This window comes from Bacteroidota bacterium, assembly GCA_039821555.1.
In the GTDB taxonomy this organism is placed as follows: Bacteria; Bacteroidota; Rhodothermia; order Rhodothermales; family Rubricoccaceae; genus JBCBEX01.
In genome coordinates this window covers 94,348-108,497 of the sequence record JBCBNX010000008.1, presented here as the reverse complement: position 1 = coordinate 108,497, position 14,150 = coordinate 94,348, and the positions used below count along the sequence as shown (strand labels likewise).

The 14,150-nt window shown below is 67.2% G+C and carries 7 protein-coding genes; 3 read left to right on the top strand and 4 right to left on the bottom strand.

Annotated elements, in window-relative coordinates; translation table 11 throughout:
• The first annotated feature begins 140 nt into the window (after window positions 1–140).
• Window positions 141–4,988 (top strand): translocation/assembly module TamB domain-containing protein, encoded by a 4,848-nt coding sequence (locus tag AAFU51_11195; protein ID MEO1571823.1) that lies wholly within the window; start codon window positions 141–143, stop codon window positions 4,986–4,988.
• Window positions 4,989–5,088: 100 nt separating this feature from the next.
• Here AAFU51_11195 and AAFU51_11190 read toward each other — a convergent pair whose 3' ends face one another.
• Complete coding sequence (locus AAFU51_11190) at window positions 5,089–5,565, bottom strand: hypothetical protein (GenBank protein ID MEO1571822.1); 477 nt, start codon at window positions 5,563–5,565, stop codon at window positions 5,089–5,091.
• A gap of 222 nt (window positions 5,566–5,787) precedes the next feature.
• Window positions 5,788–6,243, bottom strand: coding sequence for a hypothetical protein (locus AAFU51_11185; protein MEO1571821.1), 456 nt, complete (start codon window positions 6,241–6,243; stop codon window positions 5,788–5,790).
• A gap of 320 nt (window positions 6,244–6,563) precedes the next feature.
• Here AAFU51_11185 and AAFU51_11180 point away from each other — a divergent pair, with 320 nt between their 5' ends.
• The gene (locus tag AAFU51_11180; GenBank protein MEO1571820.1) at window positions 6,564–7,328 is read left to right on the top strand and encodes a ParA family protein; all 765 of its coding nucleotides are present in this window, start codon (window positions 6,564–6,566) and stop codon (window positions 7,326–7,328) included.
• Window positions 7,329–7,330: 2 nt separating this feature from the next.
• On the opposite strand, the gene AAFU51_11175 is transcribed toward AAFU51_11180, so the two are convergent.
• A complete protein-coding gene (locus AAFU51_11175) occupies window positions 7,331–7,873 on the bottom strand; it encodes a hypothetical protein (protein ID MEO1571819.1) in 543 nt (180 codons plus the stop codon).
• Window positions 7,874–8,004: 131 nt separating this feature from the next.
• Entirely contained in the window at window positions 8,005–11,475 is a 3,471-nt protein-coding gene (locus AAFU51_11170; GenBank protein ID MEO1571818.1) for a T9SS type A sorting domain-containing protein, read from the bottom strand.
• A 241-nt stretch (window positions 11,476–11,716) separates the two neighbouring features.
• On the opposite strand from AAFU51_11170, the gene AAFU51_11165 reads away from it, so the two are divergent.
• Window positions 11,717–14,089 carry a S9 family peptidase gene (locus AAFU51_11165; GenBank protein MEO1571817.1) on the top strand — a complete coding sequence of 791 codons (2,373 nt, stop codon included), beginning with the start codon at window positions 11,717–11,719 and terminating at the stop codon, window positions 14,087–14,089.
• Window positions 14,090–14,150 lie beyond the last annotated feature (61 nt).

Here is a 14,150-nt window from a genome sequence, read left to right as displayed (position 1 = left end):
CTCAATCCACCTCGTTCTGCACCGCCGGAGCGTGAATGTGCAAGCAGCACCAATCGGCACGTGCCTACCATGGTAGACAGGGCACTCTGTGCACGAAGGGGGCGGGATGCCTAGGAATTTGACACCGCTCACGAACCGTCGTGCTACCTCACGGGTTGACGCGGCGGCTTATTGCTGCCCTTCTGACCATCCTGCGCTCGCTCGTTCTCCTCGCCGAGGCCCGTCCCACGTTGTCACGACTGCTCTCCGTACCCCGCGCGCTCCTGCGCGCTGTCGCCGTCGCGGTCGTGGTGCTTGGCCTTGCCGTCGTGGCGCTGACCCGGACGCAGGTCGGGCGCGATGGTCTGCGCGACCAAGTGGAGCGCTTCGTTGAGCGCGAGCTACAAGGCCGTCTCGCCATTGGCGAACTGACTGGCAACTTGCTCTTCGACCTCTACGCGACCGACCTCGCGCTCTATGACGCGGACGGAGTCACCGTTGCGTCCATCGACTCCGTTGTGGTGCGCCCCAAGTGGTGGCCGTTGCTCACCCGCGGCGAGATCGAGATTGACGAGGTGCTGCTCGTCCACCCGCGTGCCACCATGCACCGGGACAGCGCTGGGACGTGGAATCTGCTCGCTGCGCTAGCACCGAAGGTGCCCTCGTCGGAGCCCCCGCCGCCGGTGACCATTCGCTCTGCCGACATCGAGGTGCTCGGTGGCGCACTCGTGACCACGCGCGACGGGGAGCCCCCCGCCATCGTTGCCAACGGCACGCTGTTCGATGTCACCCAGACCGAAATCCGCGACCTCGACCTGCGGGGTGCGCTTGCCTGGACGCCCGAGAGCCAACAGATCGAAGTGAAGCGTCTCGCCGCACGAATGCCCACGCTGCCCCTACGCATCGTGGATCTCGAAGGCACCGTGCGGCTGGACTCGTCGCGGAGGGCACTCGACGACCTCCGGCTGATCACGGGCGAGACTCGCGCCGAGGGCACGCGCCTGACCGGCTTTGCCGTAATCGAGTCCCCCGACGACCGCGCGCTTGCCGCCGTGCCCCGTGCTGACCACCTCGTGGATGTCCGGTTGGCTGCGGAGCAGATCGACCTAGACGAGGTGCGCCGCGTCGTGCCAGCGAGCCCGCTCGCCGAGACGCTCGCCCTCGACCTGGACGCGGAGGGGACGTTCGGCGATCTCGCCCTCCGTACGCTGCGCGTCCAGCGCGGGGCGACCCGCATCGAGGCGGACGGCCGCCTGGCGCTCACGGACGCCGTCCGGAACGCCTCGCTGCGGCTGAGTCGCGTGGTCGTCCGGCAGGCCGACGCAGAAGCGCTGCTGCCCGACCTCGTCCTGCCCGACTACACTCACATTGGGCCCGTCCGGCTGCGCGGCGACGCCGACCTCGCTTTGACGCGTGGCGCAGGCGGCACCCGGATCGACGTAGAGGCCGACGTCAACGTTGCCACCGACCAGATGGGCACGGCGACCGTGGTAGGGATGCTCACGCTCGCGCCTGGCGCACAACCCGTCTGGCAGGCCGATCTCGACCTGGTCGCGGTGGACGTGGGCGGTGTGTTGCAGCGCGCTGACCTCGCGGGTGGGCTCACCGGACGCGCCGCGCTGCGCTCGATCGCCGACTCCACGGACGCGGTGCTGGGCGTCACAGCAATGCTCGCCGAGGTGCGGGCCGGGGCAATTGCCGCTGACACGCTAGCCACCACGCTCCGCATCGGAGGGCAACGTTTGGGTGGGCAACGTGTTGATGGACGACGCATTGAGGGGCGGGCCTTCGCGCAGCGGGCAGGGAGCATCCTGAACGCCACGGGGGCTGTCGAAGGGCTCGGCACCCCAGCGCTCGCCTACCAGTTGGACGCCGACGTGCGGGCGCTCGACGTGCAGGCGTTCTATGCGGATGCCCCGCGCACGAGCGTGACCGGGCAGCTTCGCCTCGACGGGGCGGGCACCTCGCTGGCTACGCTCCGCGTCGACCTCGACGCGACGTTGGCCGACGCCTCGGTGCAACTCGGAGACAGCCTCCGGCGCATCGCCACGGAGCGACTCACGCTCACCATTGCCCCGCCAGATGTCGGCGCGGCGGCTTCACCACGCCTCGCACTCCGCAGTGACCTCGCCGACGTGACCTTCAACGGTGAAGTGGGCCTGAGCGACCTCGTGGTCCTCGGCCAGCACTGGCAGCAGGGGCTGACCCGCACGGTGGACGCTGAGCGGCGCAAGGCGCGCATGTTCGACCCCGCCACCGCCGCGCCTGAAGACACCCTGGGCGACGTGGTATCCCAACCGTTGCGCCCGGTCCGGCTCACGGCCACGCTGCGCCGCCCCGACAGCCTGCGGGCGTTTGTCCCGGGCTTGCCCACGGTCGCCGCAGGGACGGCGCTCACCGTCGAAGGGGTGATCGGCACGGACAGCCTCGCGCTCGACCTCGCCGCGCGCAACGAAGCGATGGCGGCAGGCCCGCTGCGCACGGAGGCCCTCGCGACCCGACTTGAGGTACGCAGCCGCTACGGCGCTACGCTCACCGACCGGACGCACCTGACGCTCAACGCGCGAGCGGACAGCGTCCGGCTGGGCAAGCAGATGCTCGCGATGCCCGCTGTGGCGCTTGCCTACCGCGACGGCGCAGGCTCGCTCCGCATCGACGCCCGGCCGCTCTACAACGCGGCCGCCCGTAGGCAGCCCGACTCACTTGCACTGGGGGAGGCGTCCCTTGCGTTCGAGTTCGACGTTCTGCCCGAGGCCACCCGGGTCACGTTCGACGAGGCCTTCCTCCGCGCGGGACTGTTGCACTGGCGGCTTGCGCCGTCCATCGGGGTGGGCATGCCCACAGTCGATCTATACACGGATGCCATCGTGACCGAGGGGCTCACGCTCACACGCGTGAACCCCGAGGCCCTGCGCGACACGCCGCAGCGGCTTACGCTCACGGGGGCCTTTTCCCCGGCCCGCACCGACACGGCCTACGTGACGGCCAGCGGCCTCGACCTGGCCGAGGTGCTGCGCTTCGTGGGGCTCTCGCGGCCATTCGGCGGGCGCGTCGATGGCGACGTGGCCATCCCTTCCGCGCTCGGTCAGCCCGAACTCGCGGGGGACCTCCGCATTGCGCCGTTCTTGTTCGACGGCCGCCCGGCTGGCGTGATCGACCTCCGGAGCCGGTTCCGCCCGGGAACCACCGACCTGGCCGTAGACCTGACGCTCGCGCCGAATCCAGACGGCACGACCGACGCGCGGCGGGTCCCAACCAACGACTTCGACATCACAGGGACACTCCGGCTGCCCGGCCGCGCCGACGACGGCACGCGCACCCGCGGAGCCTACGACCTCGACGCCACCTTTCGGAAGCTCGACCTCTTCTTCTTCGACTGGCTCTTCCCACGTATCCTCGACCGCGCCGCCGGCGTGGGGACGGGCACGGGCCGTATCACCGGAGCGCTCACGCGGCCGCTCTTTGAGGCCGATCTCGACGTGCGTGACGCCAGCTTCCGGGTGCCCGGCTTCAACCTCGCCATCGGCCTGGACGGAGAAGTAGACGTGGACGAGGAGGGCATTCACCTGCGCGAGGTACGGCTCACCGACCAGACTGGGGGCACCGGCCGCGCCCAGGGCAGCATCCTGTTCAACGACTACCGCTTCTGGAGCTTCGACCTCGAAGGAGCGCTGCGCGAGATGCAGATCATCAACGTCGCCGAGTCCGACGCCCTGCCGTTCTATGGCGACATCCGCGCTAGCGGGGCTCTCACGTTCACCGGGCCGGTCAACAACGTCTTCCTGCGCAGTGCCAACGCTCGCACGACGCCCAACAGCGAACTCTTCATCCCGATCGTGGCGAGCGGCCCAGCCCAGGAGACCGGCTTCCTTGTCTTCGCCGACTCGACGGGAGCGATCCCGGAGACGGAGACCCGCCGCAATCTGGTCAGCCGCCGCCCCTCCACCGAGCGCGCCTTCCTCGACGGCCTGGAGATGCAGCTCAACGTCGAGGCCCCGTCGGGATCGACGGTCCACCTCGTCCTCGACCCCGCCACGGGCGACGTGATCGACGCGGTGGGGCGAGGGCGCATGGAGCTCACAATCGACGAGGGGCGCTTCCTCACCTTCGGCACGTTCAACGTGGAGGGCGGCGACTACCTATTCACCGCCGGTGACGTCTTCACGCGAGGCTTCGTGCTGCAGCCCGGCGGCACACTCCGCTGGACTGGCGACCCCGTCGATGCCCGGCTCGACCTCGCGGCGGCCTACGAGACGCGGGCGTCTCTTGCGGGTCTGCGGCTCCCCGGCGTGGAGGACCCGGCCCGCCAGCGCGTACCCCTTCTCGTTGAGATGGACCTTTCGGGTTCGGTCACCACGCCGCTCGTCGACCTCCGCCTCGACCTCGACACGGGCGAGCGGCTCGACTCGGGCGTGATCGAGGCGCTGCGCACCGAACTCAACCGCGGCGACCGGCAGGCGGAGTATGCCACCAGCGTGCTGCTCACCAACTCGTTTCTGCTCGCCCCCTCCGACAACATCAGCACGGTGGGTGACACCGCCGATGAGTTGATCTACACGTCGCTCTCGCAGCTCGTCTCGACGCGCCTCAACCAGTTCCTCAATGAGGCGCTCGCCTCCGACAACGTGGAGGTGCTGCTCGGCGTCCAGCAGGGCAACGACTTCGAGGCGCTCGACGTGACCTACGGCGTCGCGCTTCGCTTCCTGGACGAGCGGCTCATCATTCGCGGCGAGGGCGTCTACCAGCGCGATAACTCCGAAGCGCTCCAGAACGAAGACTTCCAGGGCGAGGTGGCCGTGGAGGTTAGGCTGACTCCAGACGTGTCGCTGGAGGTGTTCTACCGCCGGGAGAACGAACTGCTCGTGGGCGAGAGCATCGGCGGGACTACCTACGGAGCCTACGGGGCAGGCTTGAGCTATCAGACGGAATTCACCTCGTGGCCCGGCCTGCTCGGCACGCTCGTGGACGAGGCACAGACGGGCCAGGACAACGCCGCGCAGTCGCAGTGAGACTCTGAAGCGTTTACGGAAGCCGACCGTCGGCCTCGTCCAAAGTCAACGGGGCCGCCCTCTCCGAAAAGGGCGGCCCTGCTACGATGTGTGTGGGGGTCTACTCGGCGTCCTGAGCGTCGTCGTACTGCAGGTCGAGGGTGAGCTTGAGCGTAGCGGTCTCGTTCTCGAAGGTGACCCGCGAGGCCCGGGAGCTCACGGCGTCGGCGAAGGAGATGCGGGCGATCTTGCCCATGTTCTCGTCGCGCCCGTCGTCGTCTTGGTCCACCACGAAAATGAAGTACTCCCGGTCCAAGTTGCTGATGTCGCCCTGCACCGGAACACGGATGCCGAGCTGGTCGATCTCGACGGGCTCGGTGCTGTCTACGTACACCCGTCCCAGTGCGTCTTGGATTTCCAGGTAGACGTCGGGGGCACTGTCCTCGTCCCAGGTGTTGCCGTTGCCCCGAGCCAGGGGCAACTGGTCGAAGGTGATGCCGGTGACGGTGACGCTGTCGTTGTCGGAGCCGGATGAGACAAAGTCACAGCCGGACAAGGCTATGCTTGCGAATAGGAAAAGGGTGGCGAGGGGACGCATGGGCCTGTGGGCAAAAGTTGCAGGGTTTGGTGCTGCAACAGGTATCAGCGCGCCACCTAGGCAGTTAATGTGCCCCCTTCTTTAGCCCAGCAGAATGGATAGCTTTCTAAGTTAGCCAGCGGAAATGTAATTGGCGCATGCCGACGTACTACATCGAAGGCCACAGACGCCGTCTCAACAAGGAACGACGAGGTTCTAGAAACACCTGCAATCTTGGAGGCGCTATTCCCACTCCAGGGCCAGTTCCAGGCAAAACGCCTCGTCCTCGTTGGTGAGGCGGAGCGAAGTGGGGCGCTCCTCGACGAGGTCGGCGAAGGAGAACGAGCCCGTTGCTCCGATCCAGTCCCACTCGCGCGCCGGACGGTCGTCGTCTTGCTCGACGGCAAAGAAGAAATAGTCCCGCTCAATATTCGAGACTTCGATGGGAGGGCTAGACGCAGCTAGCGGAAAGCTTGCCGCGTCGGCAATAGACGTGCTCAGGTATACCTTGCCGAGCGCATCTTGCATCTCGATGTAGAGGTCTGGCGCGCTGGTCGGATCCCACGGCGTGCCGTTGGCACGAGCTTCTGGAATCGTCTCGACGGTGACAGCCGCGATGGTAACGGACGTGGAGGAGGAGTCAGCATAGCCGCACGCGCTCAGAAGGAGCGCGTTCAGCACGAGCACGGCAACGCGCATAGAACAGAGAAGGACACACGAGAGGGGCGGGTGAGCAGGCCCGGTGGTAGGGTCGGCAAGCACGATGAGAATAGAGAAGACCGCGCCAAAGGACAAAGCGTGGTACCCCCAAACTGGAAATAATGACTGGATCGGTGGCCCGCCGGGGTTATCCCCTCTGGATACCGCATGGATGCCGCATCTTCCGCACGGTATGTCAGCGATATTTGAGGCATCTGCACGGTGCCATCCGTCTGCAGCCGTGTCTCAGCTTGAGCGTCGTCCCTATTGGGGGACACTCGTGTAAACTTTCTTTGTCACAACAATCAGTCAAATAGGGTATGCGTCGCGTCGTCTTCAACCAGAAGGGCGGGGTTGGGAAATCCAGCATCGCCGTGAACCTCGCGGCGCTGGCCGCCTCGTCTGGCCGCCGCACCCTCGTGATCGACCTCGACCCGCAGGGCAACGCGAGCCAGTATCTCCTCGGCGCAGGCGCCCAGCCGCCCCACACTGCTGCCGACTTCTTCGAGCAGTTCCTTGCGTTCCGACTCCAGAACGAGGGCCTCGACGCGTTTGCCAGCGCGACGCCGTTTGCCTACTTGCGCGTGCTCCCATCGTCGCCGGACTTGGGTGAGATTCAAGGCAAGCTGGAACAGCGCTACAAGATCTTCAAGCTGCGGGACGCCCTCGATGCCGTCGCCGACGAGTTCGACGAGGTCTTCATCGACACGGCGCCCGCGTTCAACTTCTACTCGCTCTCCGCGCTCATCGCCGCCGACGCCGTCCTGATTCCGTTCGACTGCGACGACTTCTCGCGGCAGGCGCTCTACCAACTGCTCGACCGGGTCGCCGAGGTGCGCGCCGACCACAACGAAACGCTGCAAGTGGAAGGCATCGTGGTCAACCAGTACCAGTCGAACGCGAACCTGCCGCAGCGTGTAGTGGGCGAGCTCCGCAGCGAGAACCTGCCGCTCCTCGACACGCTCCTTCCGGCTTCGGTCAAGATGCGCGAGAGCCACGAGGCGGCGACCCCGCTGGTTCACTTCGCGCCGCGCCACAAGCTGACGCAGGCCTTCGAGGACCTGTTCGCGGAGATCAGCGGCTGACGCTATCTGTCGCTGGGCAGGTACGCGGCGGGGAGCTCGTTGCCGGGATGCTCGGGCGACCAGAACACGTTCACGATCCACCAGCGCGTGCCGTCCCAGAGCGCCTGGATCGAGTTGACGCCGCGCAGGACAACCTCGCCCTCCGGCGTCATTCGTCCCTCATAGGTGCTCCACACGTGGGTCGTTGCGCCGAACTGCTCGGTCTGCCGGGCGACCTCCACCTCGAAGAAGCCGTTCTCTAGCATCCAAGGGCCGGAGTTCTCGATGTAGCCATCGACGCTCATGACACGGTGGACGTAGGACCCGTCGGGCCGGTGGGCTGTGGGAATGAGTTGGGCTTCGGGAAGGAAGAGGGCACGCATCCGGTCCCAGTCGCGCTCTTCACCGGCCGGTCCAGAGATGACGTCGTACAGCGCCGCGATGATGGAGTCCAGGGACGCCGTGTCGGCAGCGTGCGCCAGCGAGTCAGGCGGCGTGGCTTCGCTGAGGGCTGAGGCGACGGGGGCAACGGCGAAGGAGAGGGCGATCAGCAGCGCACGCAACATGGGCACAGGGTAAAATGAAGACCGGGGAACGTCGGTAAGCTATCGCAAGCTCGTCATTCCCCGGTCTCGGTCGTAGACTTCGGCAGGAATCACCAACCGGAGCCGTGCGCATGCAGCATGGCTGAGCGGACTCAGCGGGCCAGCACGACGGTGCGCGTTGCCCGGGCGTCGTCGGTGCGGAGGGCTACGAAGTAGACCCCGCTTGCCGCAGACGCCGCATCCCAGCGCATCGAGTGTGTGCCTGCCGGGAGCGACGCATCTGTGAGGGTCGCCACGCGGCGGCCCGTGGCGTCGTAGACCTCCAGCGTCACATCAGAGGCCGCTGGCAAGTCGAAGGCAATGGTGGTCGACGACGTGAAGGGGTTCGGGTAGGCCCCACGTAGGGCAAACGCAGTGGGGCGGCTGCCCTCGCCCTCGTTTGACACGGCGGTGCTCTGGACCTCGATCACGGCACCGGCTTCGGTCCACACGAGCGCATCGGTAAGGATGCCAGAGGCCGTGCGGAGCGTGATCGCGTCGCCGGGCTGGGCTCCTTCGTCCTCGCGCGTGGCGGGGTCGTCGGCGTAGATCGCCATCAGGCCGAGGGCGCCATCAGCTTGCACGGTGAAGGCACCGCTGACGACCCCGTCGGGATCAACCGCCGTGACGAGCGTGCCCGCGTCTAAGCCAGCGATAGCCTCGCCCCAGACGCTGACCCACGAGGGGGTCGGCGTGACGCCAGCTTCGCGTTCGGCCGCGACGAGTGCCTCGGTCGGGACGCCCTCGAAGGTCAGCGGGGCAGCGGTGAGGGGGTAGTCGAGGCGTACAGGCGCGGTGGTGCGAACCTGGTAGCCCATGCCGGGTCGGACGGTGCCGAGCGTCTGGTAGGCCTCCGGTACGCCTGGCGCGTAGGCCACGCCCGTGCTGTGGAAGCTCTGGATGCCCTCGGTGGCATCGAGGATGCTGGCAAAGGCGTTCGCGGCCATGTCACGCGTCTCGGGGAGGTAGGCCACGGCGTTGAGGCCCGCCGCGAGGTCCATGGCTTCCATCGACATCGGCGCACCGTCCATGGTAAGCCGCGCAGGCGCGCTGAGCTTCACCCAGATCGCCTCGCCCTCGTTCATGTGCGTCAGGGCGTTGGATTCGGCGCCAGGCATGTGATCCAACCACGCACCGCCGCGGTAGGCGCGAACCATCTCGACATCGTCCCACACGGAGGCGAGGGCCGATTCAACCCGCATGTCGTCGAGGGCGACGTTCCACGAGACGAGGTTCCAGCCTTCAGCAAGCGGCGTCACGTTCGAGCCCTCGACGGTGATTTGCACGGGGACGCGCACGTTCGGCTGGGCCGGGTCGTTGGTGCGCAGGACAAGCGTGCGGCTGTAGACCCCGCGTTCGGCACTCGCGGCGTCCACCCGGACGTTGACGGTGGCGCTGGCGCCGGGCGGGATGATCCCGCTCGTCGGGTCCGCGGTGACCACGAGGCCGCTCGCGTCGAGGCTGAGGGCGCGCAGCAGCGGGACGGAGGGCGAGCCAACGTCGAAGTAGTCGGGGAAGGGCTGCCAGTCACCAGAGGCCCCAGAGCGGCTGAGAAAGCCGCGCCCGTCCGCCGAGCTGGTGCCCATGTCGTCGAGGCCGACGGGAAACGCCACGCCGTCGTAGCGGGCGGTGATGAACACCTCGTCCCCGGCGCTCAGGTCGAGGCTGCCCTCCATGGCCACCGTGACAAAGTCGGCGATGGGCTCGGTGAGGATCGTCCGCACCGCAGCGCGCAGCGTGCCGCCCGTGGGGTCGGCGGCGTCGGCCACGTCGTAGACCTCGACGGTCAGCGCGAGCGGCGAGAACGACGAGTCAGGCTCCGGCGCGTCGGGGTCATGCTCGATGTTGAACGTGGACGCGAATAGGCGCACGGCGTTGAGCGAGAAGGGGCGATCGGCGGTGAACCGCTGCGCAACGGAGAGCGGCTCCTCCGCGTCGCCCGTGCCGAGCAGGGCGTCGGGATAGCTGTCGCCCGTGTCGTAGAAGATCGAGTCCTGCACGAGGCCGGCAGCCGATCCGTCCGGGTTTTCGAGCGCGGCGCTGTAGAGCAGCCTACCGCCTCCGCTGTTCGAGATCGTGAGCGGCAACGTCACTGTGTCGCCCGGGGCGAGCGTCGTTGCGAGGTCGCGCGGCGATACGTCCACGGCGGGAGGCGAAACAGCGCTGGCTTGCACGTCAACCGCGAGATCGCCCGCGTCGGTGCTGATCACGATGGAGCCATCGAACCGGCCTGGCTGCCCGGGCGCGAACGTTACGGCGAAGGCCGTCTCGTTGCGCGGCTCGATCACGGCACCCGCCTCCAGACCGCGCAGAAACAGCGCCGGGTCGAAGCTGGTGATGCCCGTCACCGTAACTGGAGCCGTTCCTTCGTTGACGAGGAAGATCGTGCGACCGGAGATCGTGCCGACCAACTCATCGACGAAGCTCACTGCGGAGGTGGTCAGCGTGGGGGTCCCCGCGCCGTCGACGGTGAGCGTGACCGGGACGGTCAGCACTACGCCTGTGACCGAGTCAAAAACCTGCACGACTTTGCTGAAGGTGCCAGCATTGAGGCGTGCCGTGTCAATGGTGAGCGCGAGGTCGATCGAGGCCCCCGGCGGGATCTCGCCGGACCCAGGCGTCGCTGAGAGCCAGCCGCTGCGCGTGCTCGACCCGTTGAGGGCACGGATCACAAACGGGCTGGCGAGCTCACCCGTGGCGGCCTCCACAAGGGTCCACGAGCCCGTTTCACCCGTGCGGCTGTAGAGGCTGCGCCCTGGCGCGTCATTCGTACCGCTCAAGTCGACGCCGATGGGAAACGGTGTGCCCACGAGCGACACGATGAGGAAGAAGCTCTCGCCCGTCGCGAACGAGAAGTTCTGGTTGAACGGTACTTCAGCGAAGCCGTCGAAGCCCGCGTTGAAGCCGGTGGAGATCGTGCCGAGGAGCGCGCCCGCGCGCGGGTCTTCCGGGTCGGGCGCTTCGTAGACCTCCACGGTGATGGACAGGTCGCTGGCCCCGCCTTCGCCCTCGTGGTCGAAGAGACCAGTGGTCAGGGCGAGGCGCGCGCCGTCCAACGTGAACGGGGCGTCGGGTGTGAACCGCTGCGCGACGAAGAGGCGCTCGTCGACCTCGCCGGTGCCGAAGAAGGCGTCCGGGTAGTCGTCACCGTTGTCATAAAACAGCGAGTCGGACGAGGACGCGCTCCCGCGGAGGGCCGCACTCGGCGCACCAGCGCCAGCAGAGCGTCTCATGAGGGCAGGTCCGTCAACCAGGATCCGGTTGAGGGCGCGACGCGACGAGAATGCCGCTTCGGTCGCCCCTGCGTAGAAGGAAAACGGAGCCATGCGCGGGTCGCGTGCGTCACGGACATCGCCTGCCGGGTTGCCCGTCAGCGGGACGAGTGCCGAGTCTGCGATGACGACGCCGAAGCGTGCCACGTCTGCCGTCGGGTTCGAGAGCGTCAGCGTAGCCGTGGCGCTCTCACCCGCGGACAGCGTGCGTTCGATCGAGGAGGGGGAGGAGACAAGCTGGGCTGCAGCGCTTGGGAAGAGAAGTGCGAGAGAGAAGAGCAGACCTGTGAGGAGCCGTATGGGGAGAGGCATGGGACCAGCGGTCAGTGAGGTGATGGTTGACGAGGGGCGGTTGCGCTGCAGCCACCCGATCTACCCGGATCCGGTGTCTTATGCCTAGGATCGAATGGGCGAGGCCGTAACGATCCTGCACGGGGCACCTCGGCCGGGTCGGCGCATACTGGCTCGCGGCCCGAACACGCAGGCCGTCCCCACGCCGAAAAGGGGCGACAGTACCTTCCCTGGCCTCATGCTTCCCATCTTTCTGAGCCCCATGCGTTCTTCTGCCCTGTCCCTCGCCCTGTTGTTGCTCGCCCTGCCCACCTGGGCGCAGCCTGCGCGCGACGCCGACCTGCCGCCACTCTCCGTCGAGACACTCTTCACGACGCCGACGTTCTTCGGCGACCGCTTCCAGGGCGGCCGCTGGGCCGAGGAAGGTCCGGTGCTGACCTACATCGAGAACGACCGCGCCGCTGGAGCGACGCATCTGATGCGCTACGACCTCGCGACCGGCGAGCGCACCATCATCGTGGACGGCAGCACGTTGCAGAAGCCCGACGGCGATGGGTTGATTCGGATCGAAGACTATGCCTACAGCGCTGACAAGTCGACGCTGCTGCTCTACACCGACTCCGAGCGCGTGTGGCGCCTCAACACGAAGGGCTTTTACTACTTGCTCGACGTGGAGTCCGGCGCCCTCTCTCCGGTCGCGAACCGCGACGCGGGCTTCCAGATGTTCGCCAAGCTCAGCCCCGACGGGAGCGCCGTCGCCTTCGTGCGCGACCGCAACCTCTTCCACGTCGATCTCGCGACCATGTCGGAGACGCCGCTCACCGACGACGGGGCCGACGGCGGCGTCATCAACGGCACGTTCGACTGGGTCTACGAAGAGGAGTTCGGCCTTCGCGACGGCTTCCGCTGGTCGCCCGATGGCCGCTATCTCGCCTTCTTCCAACTCGACGAGTCGGCGACGCGGCCCTTCACGATGGTCGACAATCGCGCGTTTTACCCGACGACCTACACGTTCCGCTACCCGAAGGCGGGCGAGGTCAACAGCGAGGTCCGCATCGGCGTGATCGACACGCAGGACGGCGCAGGCGACCCAGACCGCACGATGTTTTTCGACACCGACACGTGGTTCGAGGGCGGCGAGGCGACGGAGTACCTCGCGCTCATGGACTGGACGCCACCCGGCGCCGACGGGGCGAGCCAAGTCTGGATGGTGCGCCTCAACCGCGACCAGAACGACCTCGACCTGCTCTACGGCGACCCTGAGACGGGGGCGCTCACGACGGTCCTCGAAGAGCAGTCCGCGACCTGGCTCGACGTGGAAACCGGCTTCTCCGACCTCGACCTCGCCAAGATCACCTACCTCGACGGCGGCGAGCGCTTCGTCTGGCGCTCTGACCGCAGCGGCTTCAACCACCTCTACCTCTACGAGCGCGACGGCACGCTCCTCGACCAGATCACCGATGGCGCCTGGGACGTGACGTCCTTCAACGGTCTCGACGAGGACGCCGGGCTCGTGTACGTCACCGGTACCAAGGACAGCCCGCGCGAGCGCCATCTCTACGCCATCAGCCTGCCAGGAACGGACGAGGCAGGTGCGGTCACCAAGATCACGCAGCGCCCTGGCTGGCACTCGCTCAACCCGTCGAGCGACCTGCGCTACTACCTCGACACCTGGAGCGATGCCACGACGCCCTCGCAGGTGACACTCCACGCGCTCAGCCCTGAACGTTCAGATGGGGACAATGCCGAGCCGGGCGAGCGCCTCGCGACTCTCGTGGACAACGCGGGCCTCGCCGAGCGTGTCGCGGGCTACAACCTTCCGGCGATGGAGTTCATGCAGGTACCGGCCGCGGACGGCACGCTGCTCGAAGCCTACATGATCAAGCCGTCCGACTTCGACTCGACGCAGGCCTACCCGCTGCTCTTCCACATCTACGGCGGGCCCGGTGCGCAGGAGGTGCGCGACTCGTGGGGCGGCGTCGAGCGCGTCTGGCACCAGATGCTCGTCGACGACCTCGACATCATCGTCGTGGGCGTCGACAACCGAGGGACAGGCGGCAAGGGCAAGGCGTTCAAAAGTGTCACCTACAAGCGCCTCGGCGTGCTCGAAGCCGAGGACCAGATCGCCGCGGCGCAGCACCTCTCAGCGCTGCCCTACATCGACGCGGAGCGGACCGGCATCTGGGGCTGGAGCTACGGCGGCTTCCTCGCGCTCAACGCGATGCTGATGGGCGACGGCCCGCAGACCTTCGAGGTCGGCATCGCCGGTGCGCCCGTGACGGATTGGCGCTACTACGACACGATCTACACCGAGCGCTACATGTCCACGCCGCAGAAGAACGACGCGGGCTACACCGAGGGCTCGCCCGTCACGTATGCCGCCAACCTCGACGACGACCGCCAAGACCTCCTCATCGTCCACGGCGACTACGACGACAACGTGCACGTCCAGAACACGATCGTGATGGTGGAGGCGCTGCAGGACGCGGGCAAGCAGTTCGATTTCATGCTCTACCCCGGTCAGGCGCACGGCGCGCTCTACGGCCAGGCCGTCCACTACTTCACGCTCATGACCGACTACATCGCCGAACACCTCGCCGCGCCCGCCGGCATGGCAATGGGGGGCACGCGATAGCTCCGTTGTCGAGACCAACGCAAAACGCCCCGACTCGGATGGGAGTCGGGGCGTTTCAGTG